The 18,475-nt window shown below is 42.8% G+C and carries 14 protein-coding genes; 5 read left to right on the forward strand and 9 right to left on the reverse strand.

Going from position 1 to position 18,475, the window contains the following annotated elements; genetic code table 11:
* Positions 1 to 4: 4 nt before the first annotated feature.
* The 4 genes from MHI15_RS28255 to udk all read right to left on the reverse strand — a co-directional run bounded on the left by MHI15_RS28255 (position 5) and on the right by udk (position 4,781).
* Positions 5 to 1,204 (reverse strand): Ger(x)C family spore germination protein, encoded by a 1,200-nt coding sequence (locus MHI15_RS28255; protein WP_076126972.1) that lies wholly within the window; start codon positions 1,202 to 1,204, stop codon positions 5 to 7.
* Between the two features lie 50 nt (positions 1,205 to 1,254).
* Positions 1,255 to 2,367, reverse strand: coding sequence for a GerAB/ArcD/ProY family transporter (locus MHI15_RS28260; protein ID WP_076282651.1), 1,113 nt, complete (start codon positions 2,365 to 2,367; stop codon positions 1,255 to 1,257).
* 48 nt (positions 2,368 to 2,415) lie between these two features.
* Positions 2,416 to 4,008 (reverse strand): spore germination protein, encoded by a 1,593-nt coding sequence (locus MHI15_RS28265; RefSeq protein WP_076192561.1) that lies wholly within the window; start codon positions 4,006 to 4,008, stop codon positions 2,416 to 2,418.
* 146 nt (positions 4,009 to 4,154) lie between these two features.
* Positions 4,155 to 4,781, reverse strand: coding sequence for a uridine kinase (gene udk / locus MHI15_RS28270; RefSeq protein WP_036687251.1), 627 nt, complete (start codon positions 4,779 to 4,781; stop codon positions 4,155 to 4,157).
* 157 nt (positions 4,782 to 4,938) lie between these two features.
* Here udk and MHI15_RS28275 point away from each other — a divergent pair, with 157 nt between their 5' ends.
* A complete protein-coding gene (locus tag MHI15_RS28275; RefSeq protein ID WP_076282653.1) occupies positions 4,939 to 6,039 on the forward strand; it encodes a threonine aldolase family protein in 1,101 nt (366 codons plus the stop codon).
* Here the strand turns inward: MHI15_RS28275 and MHI15_RS28280 are convergent.
* Genes MHI15_RS28280 through MHI15_RS28295 form a run of 4 tightly spaced genes read right to left on the reverse strand, consistent with a single transcriptional unit; the run spans position 6,025 to position 11,065 of the window.
* Positions 6,025 to 7,341, reverse strand: a complete 1,317-nt coding sequence (locus MHI15_RS28280) for a glycosyltransferase family 2 protein (RefSeq protein WP_076282654.1) — start codon at positions 7,339 to 7,341, stop codon at positions 6,025 to 6,027. The genes MHI15_RS28275 and MHI15_RS28280 overlap by 15 nt on opposite strands.
* 19 nt (positions 7,342 to 7,360) lie before the next feature.
* Entirely contained in the window at positions 7,361 to 8,908 is a 1,548-nt protein-coding gene (locus MHI15_RS28285; protein ID WP_076126979.1) for a sugar isomerase, read from the reverse strand.
* Positions 8,883 to 10,010, reverse strand: a complete 1,128-nt coding sequence (locus tag MHI15_RS28290) for a polysaccharide pyruvyl transferase family protein (protein WP_076126981.1) — start codon at positions 10,008 to 10,010, stop codon at positions 8,883 to 8,885. The genes MHI15_RS28285 and MHI15_RS28290 overlap by 26 nt, the downstream gene beginning before the upstream one ends.
* Entirely contained in the window at positions 10,007 to 11,065 is a 1,059-nt protein-coding gene (locus MHI15_RS28295; protein WP_076303191.1) for a glycosyltransferase family 2 protein, read from the reverse strand. Before MHI15_RS28295 ends, MHI15_RS28290 begins: the two co-directional genes overlap by 4 nt.
* 220 nt (positions 11,066 to 11,285) lie before the next feature.
* Here MHI15_RS28295 and MHI15_RS28300 point away from each other — a divergent pair, with 220 nt between their 5' ends.
* The 4 genes from MHI15_RS28300 to MHI15_RS28315 all read left to right on the forward strand — a co-directional run bounded on the left by MHI15_RS28300 (position 11,286) and on the right by MHI15_RS28315 (position 16,696).
* A complete protein-coding gene (locus tag MHI15_RS28300; RefSeq protein WP_341165163.1) occupies positions 11,286 to 12,512 on the forward strand; it encodes a Zn-dependent hydrolase in 1,227 nt (408 codons plus the stop codon).
* A gap of 281 nt (positions 12,513 to 12,793) precedes the next feature.
* Complete coding sequence (gene ald, locus MHI15_RS28305; protein ID WP_076126986.1) at positions 12,794 to 13,927, forward strand: alanine dehydrogenase; 1,134 nt, start codon at positions 12,794 to 12,796, stop codon at positions 13,925 to 13,927.
* A gap of 702 nt (positions 13,928 to 14,629) precedes the next feature.
* Entirely contained in the window at positions 14,630 to 15,892 is a 1,263-nt protein-coding gene (locus tag MHI15_RS28310; protein WP_076275928.1) for a PucR family transcriptional regulator, read from the forward strand.
* A gap of 75 nt (positions 15,893 to 15,967) precedes the next feature.
* On the forward strand, positions 15,968 to 16,696 hold the full coding sequence (locus tag MHI15_RS28315) for a protein-glutamine gamma-glutamyltransferase (RefSeq protein WP_076305114.1): 729 nt from the start codon (positions 15,968 to 15,970) through the stop codon (positions 16,694 to 16,696).
* A gap of 155 nt (positions 16,697 to 16,851) precedes the next feature.
* Here MHI15_RS28315 and hflX read toward each other — a convergent pair whose 3' ends face one another.
* Positions 16,852 to 18,117 carry a GTPase HflX gene (gene hflX, locus MHI15_RS28320; RefSeq protein ID WP_076220524.1) on the reverse strand — a complete coding sequence of 422 codons (1,266 nt, stop codon included), beginning with the start codon at positions 18,115 to 18,117 and terminating at the stop codon, positions 16,852 to 16,854.
* Between the last annotated feature and the right edge of the window lie 358 nt (positions 18,118 to 18,475).

An 18,475-nucleotide genomic window follows, 5' to 3' on the forward strand; every position in this document is an offset into this window, starting at 1 on the left:
TTCATCACTTCGCCTCTTCTAGGAAAGAGTTAGTCACTTTCCCTAACAGGCGAATCTTAATATCCATCTTTACGCTTACTGGAAGGTTAACAAAGGTCTCATCCCAATTGTTTCGCAGTTTCTTCCACGCCTGCGGGTTAGAACGATGGATGATTTCGCCGAATCCAAAAATATCACTTTTGTATTCAGTTTGTACCTTTTTAATTGTAGCTTCGAATAGATTTATTACTTTTTTATTGGCGATTTGTTCTAATTGAGTGATGGTCTTTGGGTCCCTTAGATCAAGATTTCTGCATTGTACCTCTCCTAAATCTGATTCTAAATGCTGCTCAATAGTGATTTCTGGTTTGCCACTATGGATGCTGCCTTTCATTTTGGAACGGGCTTCAAATACATCAAGTGAAACCTTTTTACCTTCGGGACATTGGATATAGAAAACAGTGCTCCTTACTTTATTGGTTAAATAGTTATACACTTTTGATTCCTCTGGATTTAGCCAGCCAATCAATTTGTCCTCCTTGAATATGGCCAATCCGGAGTATTTCAATTCCGTTGGAGAGTCTACCGTTTCAACATTCTTCGGAGTTTCTCCTTCATCTACACTTCCATCGATGACAACACCTGTTAAGACTGGATTTTTACCTTTACTCACAAGTTCTGTAATTAGGGTTCCTAATGTCACAGTAGATGTAGGTGCCCAATTTTTCTCAGAGGTTTCCAGACTGGAAAACAATCGCACGGCAGGAATCTTTTCAAGACTGGTTAATATTTTCAACGCATCTTCTGCCCTCGCATCCTTTGCTACCACTATAAAATAATCATTTCGCGTATCGTTGTCTCTTGACATGAAATCAAGAACATCGCTGATTCCCTCTTTAGCCAAATCCTCGCCAAGGACTAGGATTCGTAAATGAGAGATATAAATTTTACGTGGACTAACGGTTGTGATTTTTCTAAGGGCTTCATATACGGTATTTCCCGTCGCTTTATAAAGGTTGACTGGTGCCTGAGGAGAGCCCCCCTTTGAGCCAGCGATTTGACTGGGTAAGACCACTTGCGCAGAAACTTGATATTGATCTCCGATTTTATCGATACCTATTCCTACAGCAATCGCAAGATCATTTAATTCTCGGCGGCTCCAGCAACCTGTTACAAATATTTGCATGAGAATAAGAACACAAATCAGAAGCGATCTTCGTTTCATGGTTTAATCCTCCGTTAGATCTTTCGGTATTCATGTCTCCCAGCCCATCTTTAGCTTCGAGATTTTAAGCCTTTGTCCAGTGCCCTTCGAAACATTCCCACACCTAACAACACCAAAGGTAGAAATAACCCGAAGGTTATAACATAGTACACCCAATAATTATCGAATACTTTGTTGTAATAGGTGTAATTTGGCGCAATAAGAGGTGCTAGTGTAACCAAAATTAATCCTGTGGGTAGAGTTAGCACCCGGTACTCTTTTAGTTTGAATAATTGAGACAACCCCAGAACGAAAGCATAGAAGTATAAGGTAACTTCTATAAACAAGGTTAACATCCAAAGTAGTGCTATCATGGCTTCCACCCGCTCGAAGAAACCACCAACGGATATGCGCCTTGCAATGTTATAACTGGGATAGATATCCCTGGTTGTCAGATCTGGACCCAGCACTAATATGGAAATAGTAACCGTCAGGAAGATAATAATACCGCCTAAGAAACAGCCTTGTAGTAAGCCTTTGGTTATCTTTTGTTGTTGGTTTACATAAGGGAGAAACATTAGAAAAACAACCGGTTCTATAAAGGTGTAAGCCGTAATGGAAATAGACCCTCTCAACACTGGTTTTATGCCATCCTCCAATATGGGCAGTAATCTGACAATCTCCATCTGAGGAATAATTGCGACCGTTAGAATCAGAAATAGGATAATAATCATAGGTGTAAAGATCTCTCCAGCTCGTCCTATGACTTCAATACCTAGTCGTGTAGCCATAATCACGATCACCATGAATAAGATTAAAACAGCCGGAATAGGGGTTCTCGGTAATATTTCGGATGTAACGAACTCACTGAGTTCTCGCATACTTCCAACGGTGACGATAAGAAAATACATTAAGGTCAAGAGTGATAGAATAGTCCCAATCCATTTTCCAAAAGCCTTTTGAATCGCCTCAATAAGCGTTAGTTTGGGGTACAACTTTACGAACTTGCTGTACATATAGATGGCTAGTAAACCTACGATCATACCAATTAATGCGGAAATCCAGGCATTTTGTCTGGCGTAGTGTGAAGTGGAGGGAGGGATTACGAGAATGGAATCCCCGATCGTAAGGAACATAACCAGTATGGTAAGCTGACGAGTACTTATTTTACCTTTTTCGAGCATGGCTTTCTTCACTCCAATTTATCACTTCATAGGTCAAGGTTTCAGGGGCTATTCCTCCGTGAGATCTCCCGGTTTCTCCGGTGGTGTACTCTTTTCCCGAACGATATTTTTTTTATTGATAAGTCTAGGGCGGGTAAACATAGCCCAATGCGGCATTCGGAAAAAGGTGTCCTTTTGATCGGCGAGATTATAGGGAGCAAACGGGCTCAAATAAGGAATTCCAAAGGAACGTAAGCTGCACATGTGAAGAACTATCGCAATAACGCCGATAATGATCCCAAACAATCCAAAGGATGCAGCAAGGAACATCATTGGGAAACGGAGCATTCTGATGGTCAGGGCAAGATCGAAGGATGGCAGCACAAAGCTGGAGATAGCAGTAATAGCGACGACAATAAGCATGGCAGCAGAAACAATGCCGGCATCAACTGCCGCAGTCCCAATCACTAGGGTGCCTACAATGGATACAGATTGGGCTATGGTTTGAGGCATTCGTACACTCGCTTCTCGTATAATCTCAAAGGCAAGCTCCATTAAGAGTGCTTCAATAAATGCTGGAAGCGGCACGCCCTCCCGTTGTGCGGCTAGACTGATCAGCAGGGTTGTGGGCAGCATCTCCTGATGAAAGGTAGTAATAGCTACATACAAAGATGGGGCAAGTAGTGAAATGAAAATACTGAAGTATCGAAGCATTCGTACTAAGGTGCTAACATCGGCACGTTGATAATAATCTTCCGCCGTCTGCATGAAGGAAACAAATAAGGTAGGCACCGTCATTACTATAGGAGTCCCATCTACTAATATGGCTACTTTTCCTTCCATAAGAGCAGCTGCTATAACGTCAGGGCGTTCCGTATGATGGATCGTTGGAAATGGGGTATAGGTTTCATCCTCGATTAATTCTTCGATATAGCCACTTTCCAGGATCCCGTCAATGTCGATCCGATCTAAACGTGAGTGGACTTCTTGCAGAATCTCATCACTAACAATGCCATTGATATACATGAGGGCTACGTCTGTCTGTGTTACACGTCCAATTTGCTGTGTTTCTAACCAAAGATTGGGGTCTTTTATTTTCCGCCGGATTAATGCGGTATTCGTGCGTAAGCTTTCTGTGAAGGCTTCCTTAGGTCCACGAATCACCGTTTCAGTGGCACTTTCCGTTACGCCACGGTCTTTCCAGTCACGCATGCCTATGGTGAACCCTTTGGTATATCCATTAAGTAAGAGGATCACATCTCCGGATAATAGAGAGGTGAATAAAGAATTGAACTCCGTCGCATCTTTAATATCCCCTACAGTGAGCATGTGATCTTTTAATAATTGATAGTTGGCTGTTTGTGTATCAAGACTTGGATCTGGAAGTTCTAAGATTAGTGATTCCAGAATGAAATCCTGAATAGCTTTACTATCCGCCAATCCATCTGTATAGAAAATAGCTGCTTTAATCTGGTGTTTGGAACCAATAAAGAATTCTCTAATCACGAGATCTGTACTATTGCCGAGTGTTGTTTTTATATATTGAATATTATCTTGAAGTTTTTCTTTAATGGGTTCCTTGGGTAATTCTTTAGTGGGGTTAGGGTGCCCTAATGAAGGGTTCTTAAAAACTTTTGTTATTGTTCTGTTCAGAAATCCCATAGTTGTTATCCCTCTTCCGCTGGTGCTGTAAATATAGCTATTACCAGAATGAGGTGGGATTATTCTGAACCATGGATGGGTCAACGCATATCAAAAAAGCCGCAGAGAGATTCTCTGCAGCTAGCTAGAAGCGCTTAATTAAGACTTTAAGACGTCCAATCGTTATATAGATGCTTCTCCGTTAGGATGGACAACAACTGAATACCAACCTCATTATGGCCACCTTCAGGGATGATCAGGTCAGCGTATTTTTTGGATGGCTCGATAAAAGCTTCATGCATGGGTTTAACTGTACTCAAATATTGATGATGGATCGACTGGATGCTCCGTCCACGTTCTTCAATATCTCTAAGGACCCGGCGGAGAATGCGTACATCAGGATCGGCATCCACGAATACCTTGATGTCGAGCATTTCACGGAGATTCTCGTCAGAAAGGACGTGGAGTCCCTCGATGATTACAATATTGTTTGGCTTCAGTTCTACCGTCTCTGTAGTGGAGCGGGCATGGACTGTAAAGTCATACACGGGAGCGAATGCGGTCTGTTCTTCGCGCAGAGATTTAAGATGCTCAATGAGCAGCTCGTTATCGAAAGCGAAAGGATGATCGTAATTAATGGATTCACGTTCAGCAAAGCTGAGATGTGAGTGATCCTTATAGTAGTTATCTTGAGATATGAAAGTTACCTTTCCCGTTCCAAGACGGTCAATGACGGAGCGGGCTACGGTTGTTTTTCCCGAGCCGGTGCCGCCGGCGATACCAATAATGAGCATGTGATTCAATAACCCTCCCTAAGATTGCCGTTGCAATTCCAATATTGTAGCACAGCGCTCATGTTTTTTCACCTTAGATCGGGTAAAATTAAGATGGGATTTTTGGAAATTCGTCTATATTAGGGACAAGGCAAATCCGGAAGGGGTTATCCAACGAATGAACGGAAAAAAAAACGTACAAGAGGCTTTTAATGAAACGGCCTATCGAATCGCAGGGAATGGGAATAGAGATGTGCAAGTGTTGAAGGAAGCCTTGGCAGCCGTAGAGAACAGTACGGCATCTGATATTTATGGAACGGGCGAAGTGATTGAAGATTTCCAGACGAAAATGGCGAATATCCTGGGCAAAGAAACCGCGGTTTTCTTTCCGAGCGGAACGATGGCGCAGCAAATCGCTTTAAGAATTTGGTGCGATGAAAAAGAAGTGAAAAAAGTAGCCTATCATCCCTTATGTCACTTGGAGATCCATGAGCAGGATGGCCTGAAGGAATTACATCATATTGAGCCTATCTTGCTTGCGGACAAGAACCGATTAATCACTTTGGAGGATGTGGCGAACCTAAAGGAGGATATCGCCTGTCTGTTGCTGGAATTACCCCAGCGCGAGATTGGTGGTCAGCTGCCAGAGTACACGGAGCTTGAAGCTATTTCTGCTCATTGCCGTGCACGCGGCATTAAATTGCATTTGGATGGGGCAAGATTATTTGAGATCCTCCCGTATTACGGGAAGTCAGCAGCTGAAATCTCTGCACTCTTTGATAGTGTGTATATATCCTTTTATAAAGGAATTGGAGGAATCGCTGGGGCAATTCTTGCAGGCAGTGAAGACTTTACGAAGCAATCAAAGATATGGAAACGGCGGCATGGTGGAGACTTAATCAGCTTATATCCGTACATCATTTCTTCTGATTATTATTTCCGGCAAAGAGAGGGCAAGATGCAGCAGTATTATGAAGGCGCGAAGGAGCTTGCTGCTTGGGTTAATCAATGTCACGGCGTAACCACTCTGCCCGCTCAACCTGTCTCCAATATGTTTCACATGCATTTTCAAATGTCTAAGGAACAACTTGAACCGATTCTGTCAGCGGTGTATGAGGCGACAGGAATCGGTTTAAGCGCGGGAATAAGAGCTACCGGGGAACATACTTCTTATTGTGAGATCAGCATTGGAGACAAGTATGCCGACATCCCAAAAGAAAAGCTTAGAGAGTTTTTTCTGCTGCTCGATAAGCTAATGAGCGAATCATCTGCCGAGTAGCGTACGGAGTAAGGAGATTCGTAATAATTGTTTTTTAATAAGCTTCATGCGAAACTCATTTTTCAATTGATTGTAGATCAGCGGGCAATGGTTAAGCGCCCAATGGTACATGAATTTAAAGTCTGTAGCGTCTTTTGCAGAATTTAATAAATAGTATGAGATCGTATCGTAAGCATTATGGTTGAACCATTCCGTCATTTCCTGTGCGTTATATCCATATTTCTGCACGGCCATATTCTTAATGAGTTTCTTTTCTTCCAGATTCTCAATTAAGAATCCCTGGCTCAAATTAAAGGTGATATTGTTCCCGTGTATTCGGTACACGCCCGCAATCACATCAATGAAGCCCGCATCACCTACCAGCAGGGAACGCAAATAGATGGAAGCATCGTTGACCATATTCATATCTAGGATATCCATAGCCATTAAGGCCTCTCGTTTAAAGACAGTAGTTAAAGTAGAGGCGGGTTTTGGATATCCTTTTTTCTCGAAATTCATGAAATAATCGCGTTTCTTAATAATGCTGCTAAGCTGCAGATTGGAGATTTTTAGTTGTTTGGCTTTGGAATACTCCAGAAACACATTCGCAGCTACAAATGATATTTCGGGATGAAGGAGATGGAAGCGGACAGCTTTACTGAAATAATTCATGTCGATCAGATAATCATCATCATCGAGAAAAAGAACATATTCCCCATCACCATGTGCAGCGAAAGCTTTTCGGCGATTATTTCCAGGTCCGCTATTGGTAGCATTGCGCATGTAAATGACCCGTGGCTCCGCCCCAAAGTGTTGCTGCATTAACTCTTCCGTGCCATCTGTAGAACAATCATCAATCACTGTAATCTCTTTATTGGGATAGTCCTGCATTAAGATACTTTGGATCGCTTGGTATAGGAATGCTTTTCTATTATAAGTGGTGATAATGACACTGATCTTGGGAGAATCGGATAAGGATTGGACTGTTGGGTAGGAAATTTCCGTATCCGAAATGCGGCTTTCCATTTTAACCAACCCCTGAATTAAACCTGCGATATCACTGGCAACAATGTTGAATTGTTCAGACAGATAGAATTTCAAAGTATCCTCTGAAGCCCTCCCCGTCAGAAAGGCATGAATAACCTCAGATAAGGTTTCCAGATAAGGTTTGATTTGTACATTTTGTTCTTGATCTATGATCTGGCGGCATCTTTGCAATAGTTCTGTATCCTCTATTTGGATGGTAGGTGAATGGTTTATTTCGTCATTTAGGTCGTTTAGAAAGACGTAACAGGCTTGCTGCAAAACCTCGCTATGATCCATTTCCAGTCCTCCTGTTGTGTTATTTGGATAAACCACTTACCTCAGGCTGAGCGTTAATTTTATTTTTGAGTTTGTATCGATACTTTTTGAGATGTTCCCATGTATAGAGGAAGACTTCCCGTTCCATTAAAGAGCCGATTACAAAATATACAGGCAAGATCACTAGTCCTAGAAGTACACCCCAGATCATAAGCCCCAGATAGGAATGGATCGGGATGTCGATGGCAGTTGTGATGAGAATAATGCCTACAAAAACTACTGCATTCGTAAGCCATCTTCTAAAAGTGACCCATGGACTGCGGTCCAGCAAATGTTTGCTGGCATAGATCACAATATCTATGGAGCGGTATAGGAGGGCAACTATCGTTCCCATCAGTACACCGTAAATTCCCATGAAGATTACGAAGACAACAGAAGCCACCAGATTAATGGCGGATTCCAGAATGGAACGGTTTTGTGTTTTTTTGAAATGTCCAGCGATGGTAATCACATTATTGGAAGACGTTCTGGCATTGGTTAATAATTTGATGACTACGAACAAGACCGGCAGCCACATATCAATGTAATTCACGTCGTTTACCCCAGCGGTATACAATTTCATAAAGGGTAAAATCAAAATGTAAGCCACCGTTAAAATCGAGAAGATAAGCCCCATAAAATACACTTCGTAAGCATCATAAAATTTAATAAATGCTTCTTTACTCTCATGGTAGCTTTGCCCGAGGGCAGCCTTCACACTTCCGTTTATGGTCTGGACGATATTATCCACGATCGTAAAAATCATATTGTACATAACATAGATACTGACGATTTTTAGATTCGTAAAGATAGTTAATATAAGTACGTCAGTATTTCTAAACACCAAATAGGAGATTTCATGGACTAATACGGAATTCTTTTGACCAATGGCTTCATAGTCTGGTTTGAGATTCAGGTTGATCCACTTGTAATTCTTATTCATATAAATATAGAAAGCGATGATTTGAAGTAAAGTTAAGATAAAATAGGAAGCTTGAACCGCAATAATGTCCACACCTTGCAGTAATAACAGAATCCGGATCAGGCTGTTCATAATATTAGCCACAGTGACAATGGAAGTCTCTACATAGCTTTTTCCCTCCGCAGCGAGCAGAACCTTGAATTTCCCCTGAAAATAATAATTGATTGCTCCGCCCATCCCCGTAAGCAAAATAATGACCATAATCGATAATTTATCGATCTCAGATGAGATCACTAGCGGGTACACGATGGCGAGTAGCAGTACGGCGAAGAAATAGTAAATACCTGTTTTTTTATAATAGCTGGAGGTGGCAGCCAGAATAGAGTTGATATTGTTTTTATTATCCGAAGCTACCGGCTTGTAAAGTGCTTGGATCGAGGCCGCCCCAACACCTGCTTCCAGCAGCGCCAAATAACTAATAATCTGCACAATCGAAGCGATCAACCCATTGGCCTCAGAGCCATAGTTGACCATTATCAGTCTGGGTATAAAAAAACCGAGGATAATCGTGATGAGTTGACTTCCCAGTCCAAAGGATAAGTTAAGAATGCTCCGCTTGGCTTTCATAACGAATCCCCCTTTCGTAAAGCGGTAAATACGTATCTAGATGCTCGAAATGTCTTTCGGCTTGTTTTGCTTGCAGTGTGACATCCATAGAGCAGGTGATCATACTTTCAAAAATCTGTGCAGGCTGGACCTGTTCCAGCGTGTTGAAATCGGCATACAGACCTGTAAATCCAACATCTTCCATTACATTGACCATTTTTTTGCTGTAGGCTACAGGGAATACCGGTTTATTAAATACCCAGCCCAGAATCATTGCATGGAATCTTGAAGCCACAATAGAACTGGCATTAGCTAACACGGACAACACTTCTTCCATGTTCGTTTTATATAAATGCACTTGAATAGCATCCTTGTAGGAGGGACCGATAAGGCGCTGAATCTCTTCAATCGCCAGTTGATCGCCTTCGTGTTCGCAAAATGACATGAAATGAACCGCGTAACCTTTTTCAATGAAATAAATTGCGAGTTCTTTCATTTTTTCATAATAGAGGTTGTCAAAACCGTTCAGACCTTTCGCAGAAGGTTTAATAACGGATAAGACGATGTAATCCTCCGGTTCGTTTGGAATATCTGGCGGGTCTAGCTGAAAAATAATATCTGGGGCTAAGCGGACATTATCCAGATCCTTAAATAAATCATAAGAGTACTGTTCTCTGAAACATATATCTGTATAATCCTTGAAAATCCGCTTGTGCTCATCATAGTATTCTTGATTTGTAAAAGGGCCAAAATTAGATCCTAACAGATAGTAAGGCTTATTTTGATTACGAATGACTTCTGCATTCTTGAAATGCTCTGCCCAGTGGTCTGCTTCCATGAAAATTGAGCCGCCGATATGAACGACGCCATCTGAGTGATCTGCCAGATATTTGTGAGCCACATTATGTATCTTTAGCTTCCTGCAAATATAGCCAATGCCTCTTAGAAGAAGGGAATCGGAAGGATACACTTTGAGGTTAGGGAGCTCTTTGAAACATTGTTTATAGAGGCGTGGTGCGCAAATTCTGAATTTGGTATCCGGATATCTTTCGCACAGCACCTTAATGAATAGATCATCGCCCAGATTAAATTCGGTATAGGCGTATATCAGCATCTTTTTCATATTCTAGATTCCTTTCGGGTTCCGTTCCCTTTAAGTAGGTTGCGCTTGAACCGGGATAAGCCTCTCTCCACAGAGATGAATCTGTGATATAGAAGCGGGGAGATTAAAAATGTTCTGATATAAAGGGTTAATCTGCGATTATCTCCTCTATAACGTCTTATGAGTTCATCCATTTCTTGATTGAGCTTGGGATAGGTATGGTTGATGTCACGAAGTAATTCCTGAATGCTTACCCCTTCCGTACCATTTAGACAGGTTTTGAGGTTGAAAAAGTAGTTCTCAATCAGCTCCCGGTTCATTAACAAAGGGGAGATCGTGTCTAGTTCAGCAAAGGGATAGGTTTTGAAATATTCATCCACCCTTTTGAAAGCATCCACTACATCGAATTTATTCACGTTATAGCTGTTGGAGATGGAGGAGTTTCTCTGTAAATAAAATGATAGTATATCCGGGATTGAGATGACTCTGGCCGCTCTGGACAAGGCTTTGTAGATGAACTCTTGATCCTCTCCATTCACACAGCGTTCTGTATAACCTAACCCGTGGAGAAGTAAGAATTCTCGCTTATAAGCGATACTCCCTGTCCATATTCGCAAGCTTTTGTTCACGAAAATCCGCGCCAGTGCTTCGCTTCCCGTCACGTCGCTGAAATCAGAGGTACAGCTTAATAGAGTTTCTCTGCCTTCTGAGACATGATTATAACCCCAGCAAATAATCTCGGGTTGTTCATCTTGAGTATAAGAATGAATGGTTGAGACCAAGTCTGCGGAGACATAATCATCTCCATCGACAAAAAGAACATAATTACCTGTGGCTTCAGCTAATCCCCTATTTCTAGCCGCGCTTACTCCATGATTCTCCGTTCGAATGACTTTACAGAAAAGGGCGGGATTACGCGAAAGAATCTTTTCTATAACGTTGTAAGTGTTATCCGTAGAACCATCATCTACGATGATGATTTCGAAATGCGGATCGCTTTGGTCAAGCAGTGAATTAAACATAGGGGTTATATACTGCTCTATATTGTATACCGGGATCACAAGGCTTAGATTCATGGGTTCGCTCCTTTCCTGTGGAAAACTGGATGATAAGCTATCTTAAGCTTACCCCTCGTATGAAAAGATTGTATATACTACTTTAGTTTACTTATTGCTGGCTCTACTCGTTGTAGCATCATGTGAATAATAGTTATTACAATATGTAAAATGAAAATATTATGGTTTGGTTTAACATAGATAGAAAGCCAACAAAATGCTCGAAGCGGAGGGATCTGGGATGCAGCTGCAAAAAATATTCGTGAACGGTGAGAGACTGAAGAATACAATCGAGGCATTTGCCGATTATGGGCGTACAGATAAAAATGGCGTGACCCGATTATCGCTGACGGAAGAGGATCTTAAAGTTCGGGATTATTTTCGTGCCTGTTGTGAAGAGCTCGGAATGTCTGTGAAGATGGATGATATGGGGACGATGTATGCCACACTGGCAGGCGAAACTTCCGGGCCTCCGATTGTGATTGGCTCGCATATGGATACTGTGAAAAAAGGGGGCAGATTCGATGGCGTCCTGGGGGTTATCGCGGGTCTAGAGGTGGTGCGGACGCTTGTAGATTACGGGATTAAGCCGAAGGTTCCGGTGACGATTATGAATTTTACGAATGAAGAGGGGGCACGTTTTGAGCCATCGATGATGGCCTCTGGTGTGTTGTCCGGAAAGTTTGATAAAAGTGTTATGTTGAACAAAAAAGATCCAGCAGGCATCACCTTTGGTGAAGCGCTGGAGAAGAGTGGATATAAGGGAGAAATGAGCAATCGTATCACCGAAGCCACCGCTTATTTGGAGCTTCATATCGAGCAAGGGCCTGTTCTTGAAAAAGAGGAGCTGACGATTGGGCTGGTTGACTGTGTAGTTGGTATGGCCTGTTACGAGATTGAGGTGACGGGAGAATCCGATCATGCGGGCACAACCCCTATGGCGATGCGTAAAGATGCTTTGTTTGCTGCTACAGATCTGATTATTGAGCTGCGGAGCAAGCTGGGGGCGCTCGATTCCGAGCTTGTGTATACCATGGGCAGAATGAATGTGCTTCCTAATATCCATACCGTCATTCCCAATAAAGTGATTTTCACCATTGAAGCCAGACATAAAGAGATGGAGATTGTGCGTGAAGTGGAAGCCATTATCAACGGTTTGCCAGAGCAACTGCTGGATTGTGAAGTAAGCAAGACTAAGCTTTGGGGCCGAGATACGGTGTGGTTTGATCAGAATGTGTGTGATTTGGTGGAGCAAGCGGCTCAAACCTTGGGTTATTCCAGTCGAAAGATCGCAAGTGGTGCAGGGCATGACGCACAATTCGTAGCCAGCTTTCTGCCATCCGCAATGGTGTTCGTGCCTAGCGTGAAGGGTAAAAGCCATTGTGAAGAGGAACTAACCTCTTATGAAGACTGCGAAAAAGGGGTAAATGTAGTGTTAGAAACAGTGATGTTGTTATTATCAAGATAGGTAATGTCACTTAATATAACATCATACGATAAGGTAGTCGCTTTAATTTCATACAAAATCGTCAAAAAGGCACTCTATAGGGTGTCTTTTTTTATGAGATAATAAAGATGGTTGTGTTGAGTACCAAAATGGTTAAAGATTAATGGGCAGTTAAGTCTGATCCTTTGTGTAAAAACACAATCATGGTAGATAATATTTTAATTTTTTAACAAAATGGGAATGCTAATCATATGTTATCATTCTTTACATAAGGGATCTACATTAGATGGGAGAGATGAATGATGATTATCGGAGTACCTAAAGAAATTAAAAACAATGAAAATCGTGTTGCCATAACCCCTGCGGGTGTAGTTAGTTTAATTACTGAAGGTCATCAAGTGCTCGTAGAAGCTGGAGCCGGTGTGGGCAGCGGATTTCCTAACGAAGAGTATGTCTCTGCCGGAGCACAGTTGATTGAGGATGCAGCAAAGGTCTGGAGCTCTGCTGAAATGGTGATGAAGGTAAAAGAACCATTAGCAACTGAGTACCCCTATTTCCGTCCAGGCCTTATTCTATTTACGTATCTTCATCTTGCTCCAGAGCCTGCCTTGGCTGCTGCGCTAAAAGACAAAGGCGTCTTTGCGATCGGATATGAGACGGTTGTTCATGGACGCACCTTGCCGCTGTTAACACCGATGAGCGAAGTAGCTGGCCGGATGTCCGTCCAATTGGGCGCGCAGTTCCTGCAAAAGAACTATGGCGGACAAGGTATTCTTCTTTCCGGAGTTCCTGGCGTTAGTCGAGGTAAAGTGAGTATCATTGGCGGCGGTGTAGTAGGTACTAATGCAGCTAAGATGGCTATTGGCTTAGGCGCAGATGTTACGATAGTTGACCTCAGTGCGGAGAGACTACGTCAATTAGATGATATTTTTGGAGCACAGATTAATACGTTGATCTCTAACCCTTATAATATTGCCAAAGCAGTGGCTGAAGCGGATCTGCTGGTAGGTGCCGTGTTAATTCCGGGTGCTAAAGCACCGAAGCTGGTTTCCGAAGAAATGGTCAAGACCATGAAGCCAGGATCAGTGATTGTTGACGTGGCCATTGACCAAGGTGGCATTGTAGAAACCATCGACAGAGTGACGACACATGATAATCCCGTGTTTGTGAAACACGGCGTGCTGCATTATTCCGTGGCTAATATGCCGGGTGCTGTCCCTAAGACCTCAACTATTGCCTTAACAAATGTTACAGTTCCATATGCCCTGCAAATTGCCAATAAAGGTGTGATCAAGGCGATTCAGGATAATGACGGCCTAAGAAGCGGCGTGAATGTAGCCAATGGCAGAATCACCTGCCAAGCTGTTGCCGAAGCGTTGGGTGAGACACCATATACGGTTGAGCAAGCCATGGAGCAGACATTCACATTGATCTAAAATAGACACGTTCCATAATGGAATGAGCCAAACAGCAAGCTCTCTGCGGGGAGCTTGCTGTTTGGCGTTTCTTGCGGTGGAGACCGGGTGGAAGTTGGTCAGTACGGCGTTAAAGTAAATAGATTGCGTTTCAGTGTAATTAGATGCAGTAGATGTTTGCTCGTGCGGTGCTATGGTGGATAGATTACGTAGTGAAGTTGGATGGATCGGGTGAAAGCTTTGATGGAGAGCTGTTTTAGGGAAATTCTCCCTAAAAAAACGCAAAAATAGCTTTAAAATGCTGTTATTAGGGAATTCCTCCCTAAAATACGAGGAATACACCTGTTTATACGCAAAACAGAAGAAAATCAGGGAGTATATCCCCAATTATGATCGTGTGATGCTTAAAGTGCAGAATATTAGGGAGGATTTCCCTAATTATTTAAAACACAGAATTTCCGGGGGATGTTCCCTAAAAACCATCTATAATATTCGTAAACACCAACAACTATTAAACCTTACCAAATACCCCGACAAAACTCCCCACACCCCCCAACAAAACCCCCACCAATCATCCCCGTCCCAAACACCTTCCTCAACAAGCCGATCTCGCCCCTCACCTAAACCAGCTATTTATCTTATAGTCAGCTAGGGGGATGCATACTATAATGAAATCACTCTAGAGTACAGGATTTGGTTATTCTTCAGGTGGGAGTGAAGCTAGTGACAGATAAGGATCCATTATTTGATCGTTTCTTCGACAGTATGGAATCATTGGCGGATACGATAAGTGAATCGCTACAGTCTCAAGTTACCATCGAGGACAGCAATCATCATGTGATTGGCTACAGCTCGCATGAATTTGAGAGTGACTCCGCGCGGATTTCAACGATTATCGGGAAGCGTGTACCTAACGCTGTGATTATTGGCTTGCGCAAAAAAGGGATTATGCAGCAGCTGGAGAGCGCGGCACATCCCATTCGAATTCCTGCAGTGCTGGAGGTGGGACTTGGTCCCCGGCTGGCCATTTGTATTAAACATCAAAAGGAAATTCTCGGGTACATATGGGTAGTAGATACAGGCAACCTGGTAGAAGGGCATGCCGAAAATATCGTTGAGAAGGCGGCAGGTATCGTAGGCCGTTATTTACTTAAGCAGCGAGGTTGGAAAACGAAGCAGGACAAAACGCATGAGGACTTTTTCTGGAAGCTGATTACCTCCCACTACGACAACGAAGCAAATATTAAAAAGGATGCGGAATTTTGGTCCATTCTTTTGCCGGAAAAATATTATATTAGCGTGTTTGAAAGTGACAAGGTAATCGATGATCATTTAATACTCCGGTTTCGGCAGGTTATGGCATCTTATTCCGGACTGCAATTACTATTTCTGACGGCTGAGCATAATCGGCTGATTATTTTGTTTTCCTTCAGCTTTGTGATCGAGGGGGCGGGTGGATTATCTTCATTCCTGCATAAAACAATGGAGGATATGTATAAGAGTGAAGGCTGCACACTGGCTGCTGGCTGTAGTCTCGATTACACTGAATATATGTCCGCGGCTATTGCCTATTGGGAAGCGGTGTCCATTGTGGAGATCAAAAAGCTGCTGCCTTTTCATGGGCGGGAGCTGCTATTGTACGAGGAGATTGGATTTTGGGCATATATACCGGCTATTATGGAGCAAAAGCGCAGTCGAATTCGTAAAAGCCCGTTGCTATATCCGCTAAAAGAACATGATCGCGAGCATAAAAGTGATTTTCTCAAAACCATCGCTGTCTATTTATCATTAAGCGGCAATTTAAAGGAATCCGCGGCTTTTTTACATATACACACTAATACATTGCTTTATAGATTAAACCGAATTGCAGAGATTACGGGCAAAAGCTTGAAGGATACGGGTTATCGCACTTCTATTTTCCTGGATATTTTGACGGAAGAGACACGGCAGCTTAACCAGTGGTTCGTGGATGCCAGGGAATCATGAGAATTAAGCACCAACCCGGTAACGAACACGTACAATAACCTATATTTAGAACCTATTACATTGGAGGGACTAAGCATGGTGAAGGAAGTTCGTTCACCCGATGCCCTTGACTTTGAGCGCAAAATGAGAGATAGCATCGTGGAATCGGCTGAAGCTTTAAATGAAAGTGGAGTGGATTTTGCAACATTTGATGATTCCCGCTGCAATCCGCAGTTTTGGACACGTACAGAGATTGGTGGGCTTCAACTGAACGCTGGCGTGGAACCCACAGTGGGGATTAAAGATATTTTTCGGAATGGTCATTTATATGCCTTTGAATGCGCGACAGCCATGGTCATTGTTATGTATCGGGCGACGATTGAAGCTATAGGTGAGGAAGCGTTTAATCAGTATTTCAAGGATTTGTTCTTATGGGACTGGAATTACGATGAGAATCTACGCTTAATTACAAACTACAACAAGGAACTAACGCAGCGGGGAGACGTTGTATATTTCAAGAATCCCGATCATGCTCCGAGCAAGCCAGAATGGCAGGGCGAGAATGCAATTAAACTCGAAAATGATCTGTTTTACGGCCATGGCATAGGGATTACTACTGGAGAGATCATCATAGACTCTCTGAATCAGGAAAGAGTATATGGGAGTGATATCTCGGCCTATTTAACGGATGAATCGGTGCATCCAGACTTTAATTACTTACAGCGGTTATCTGCAGGAACGGTTTTACCGGCAGCCAACAATAGAAGCTTCCGATACACTGTATGTTCAAGGATAGGCTCTAGAAACTATATTTATAAGATCTAGCGTCTGCCTATTTTATACTTACTGAGCAATGCAAAGAGGGGGCTCTTTTGTATTGTTCATTTTTTATTCACAAAGGAAAGGGATAGAGCTTCAGATAACTCTGAAAACTCTATCCCTCTTTTTTAATTAAGGATTACCACGTCGTTTCTAATTTGTTATAGCTCAATAAAATCGTTGCGGAATTTCTCAAAATCAGATTTTCTGCATTCCAGCTCAAGGCGTGTGCCTGTTTCTTCATAGCTAGTAGATTGAACATGGGCATGTTCATTGAAATAAGAGACTACATTACCCCGATCAAATGGAACCAGAATCTCACACTGGACATAGTCCGTAAAAACATGGCTGCGGATCAGAGCGGTAAGTTCAGCCATTCCGCTATTTTGCTTGGCGGAAAGGTAGACATTGTCACCTTCAATTTGCGGGTAAGGCAAATCAGTCAGATCAGCTTTATTATAGGCATAAATCGTTGGAAGCTGGTCAGCGCCAAGTGCTTTGAGCGTCTCATCTGTAACCGCCATATGCTGTTGATGCTGCGGATCGGAAATATCGACTACGTGAATCAATAAGTCCGCTTCGGTAACCTCTTCAAGAGTGGAGCGGAACGCTTTGACCAGATGATGGGGAAGCTGGCTGACGAATCCGACAGTATCTGTTAATAAAAAGGTTTTGTGATCAGGCAGCTCAATGCTGCGAACCGATGTCTCTAGTGTAGCGAACAGCATATCCTTGGCGAATACTTGTTTATGGGAACCCGGATGGTAAGTCTCTACCATGACATTCATTAAGCTGGATTTTCCGGTGTTCGTATAGCCTACCAGGCAGACGACGGGAACTTCATTTTTATGCCGTTGTTTCCGCTGGATTTGGCGTCTTGCTACTTGTTGTTGCAGTTCAACCTGTAAAGCAGTAATCCGCTCTTCAATTCTTCTGCGGTCCAGCTCTAGCTTGGTTTCACCAGCACCTCTGTTTTTAAGTCCAGCTCCGCCACCTTGTCTGCCCAGCGACTCACGAAGACCTGTGAGGCGCGGCAGCATATATTGCAGCTTGGCTACTTCAACTTGCAGCTGGGCTTCCTTGGTCTTCGCTCTTTCCGCAAAAATATTCAAGATCAGAATGGTCCGGTCAATGACCTGACGGTCCAGTGCGGACTCCAAATTGCGGATCTGTGAAGGTGACAGTTCGTCGTTAAAAATAACAATAGGAGCATCGTGTGCTTCTAAAAGTGCCGATAATTCCTCGATTTTACCTGTCCCGATATAATGGGAGGGGTTAATTCGACTTGCCTTTTGACTAAGCTCTCCTACGACTTCAAGGTCACAGGCAACTGCCAGATTGCTCAGCTCTTCCATCGAATAGGCGAAATTCGTTTCGTTCTGAAGCTGGACACCGACTATAATTGCTTTTTCTCGTATTTGTTCCATATATTTATTCATCCTCCAATAGTAAATAATAAACGCAAAAAAACACAGGCAATCTGCCTGTGCTTACGGTTCGTTAGAGGACGTCAGAGTTAGGGCCTTCCATAGGTAGAATGAATTAAACAACAGTCCAGTCGCAGGGAAGAGTCACTTTGATCCCTTGCGAGCAGCAGTTGGCTAATCGGCTTCTATGGATGTTCAATTCTTAAAGGAATGGAGGTGAAGAGAATCCTCCCTACACGCTGTTGTTAAATTATCGGGTTACCTTTAAAAATGGGTAGACCAATCCTGAGTCCTCTGCACATGGGCAGAGCTTTAGCGCTATTCAATTAGCCGCGCAAAGTTCTAACTCGGATAAAGT

Origin of the sequence: Paenibacillus sp. FSL H7-0918, from assembly GCF_038007025.1 — a bacterium.
In the GTDB taxonomy this organism is placed as follows: Bacteria; Bacillota; Bacilli; order Paenibacillales; family Paenibacillaceae; genus Paenibacillus_AQ; species Paenibacillus_AQ odorifer.

What these genes read in the sequence shown, in the direction of transcription:
- MHI15_RS28255 (WP_076126972.1), bottom strand. Translation starts at nt 1,204, where the DNA reads ATGAAACGAAGATCGCTTCTGATTTGTGTTCTTATTCTCATGCAAATA.
- MHI15_RS28260 (WP_076282651.1), bottom strand. Translation starts at nt 2,367, where the DNA reads ATGCTCGAAAAAGGTAAAATAAGTACTCGTCAGCTTACCATACTGGTT.
- MHI15_RS28265 (WP_076192561.1), bottom strand. Translation starts at nt 4,008, where the DNA reads ATGGGATTTCTGAACAGAACAATAACAAAAGTTTTTAAGAACCCTTCA.
- udk (WP_036687251.1), bottom strand. Translation starts at nt 4,781, where the DNA reads ATGCTCATTATTGGTATCGCCGGCGGCACCGGCTCGGGAAAAACAACC.
- MHI15_RS28275 (WP_076282653.1), top strand. Translation starts at nt 4,939, where the DNA reads ATGAACGGAAAAAAAAACGTACAAGAGGCTTTTAATGAAACGGCCTAT.
- MHI15_RS28280 (WP_076282654.1), bottom strand. Translation starts at nt 7,341, where the DNA reads ATGGATCATAGCGAGGTTTTGCAGCAAGCCTGTTACGTCTTTCTAAAC.
- MHI15_RS28285 (WP_076126979.1), bottom strand. Translation starts at nt 8,908, where the DNA reads ATGAAAGCCAAGCGGAGCATTCTTAACTTATCCTTTGGACTGGGAAGT.
- MHI15_RS28290 (WP_076126981.1), bottom strand. Translation starts at nt 10,010, where the DNA reads ATGAAAAAGATGCTGATATACGCCTATACCGAATTTAATCTGGGCGAT.
- MHI15_RS28295 (WP_076303191.1), bottom strand. Translation starts at nt 11,065, where the DNA reads ATGAATCTAAGCCTTGTGATCCCGGTATACAATATAGAGCAGTATATA.
- MHI15_RS28300 (WP_341165163.1), top strand. Translation starts at nt 11,286, where the DNA reads ATGCAGCTGCAAAAAATATTCGTGAACGGTGAGAGACTGAAGAATACA.
- ald (WP_076126986.1), top strand. Translation starts at nt 12,794, where the DNA reads ATGATTATCGGAGTACCTAAAGAAATTAAAAACAATGAAAATCGTGTT.
- MHI15_RS28315 (WP_076305114.1), top strand. Translation starts at nt 15,968, where the DNA reads ATGGTGAAGGAAGTTCGTTCACCCGATGCCCTTGACTTTGAGCGCAAA.
- hflX (WP_076220524.1), bottom strand. Translation starts at nt 18,117, where the DNA reads ATGGAACAAATACGAGAAAAAGCAATTATAGTCGGTGTCCAGCTTCAG.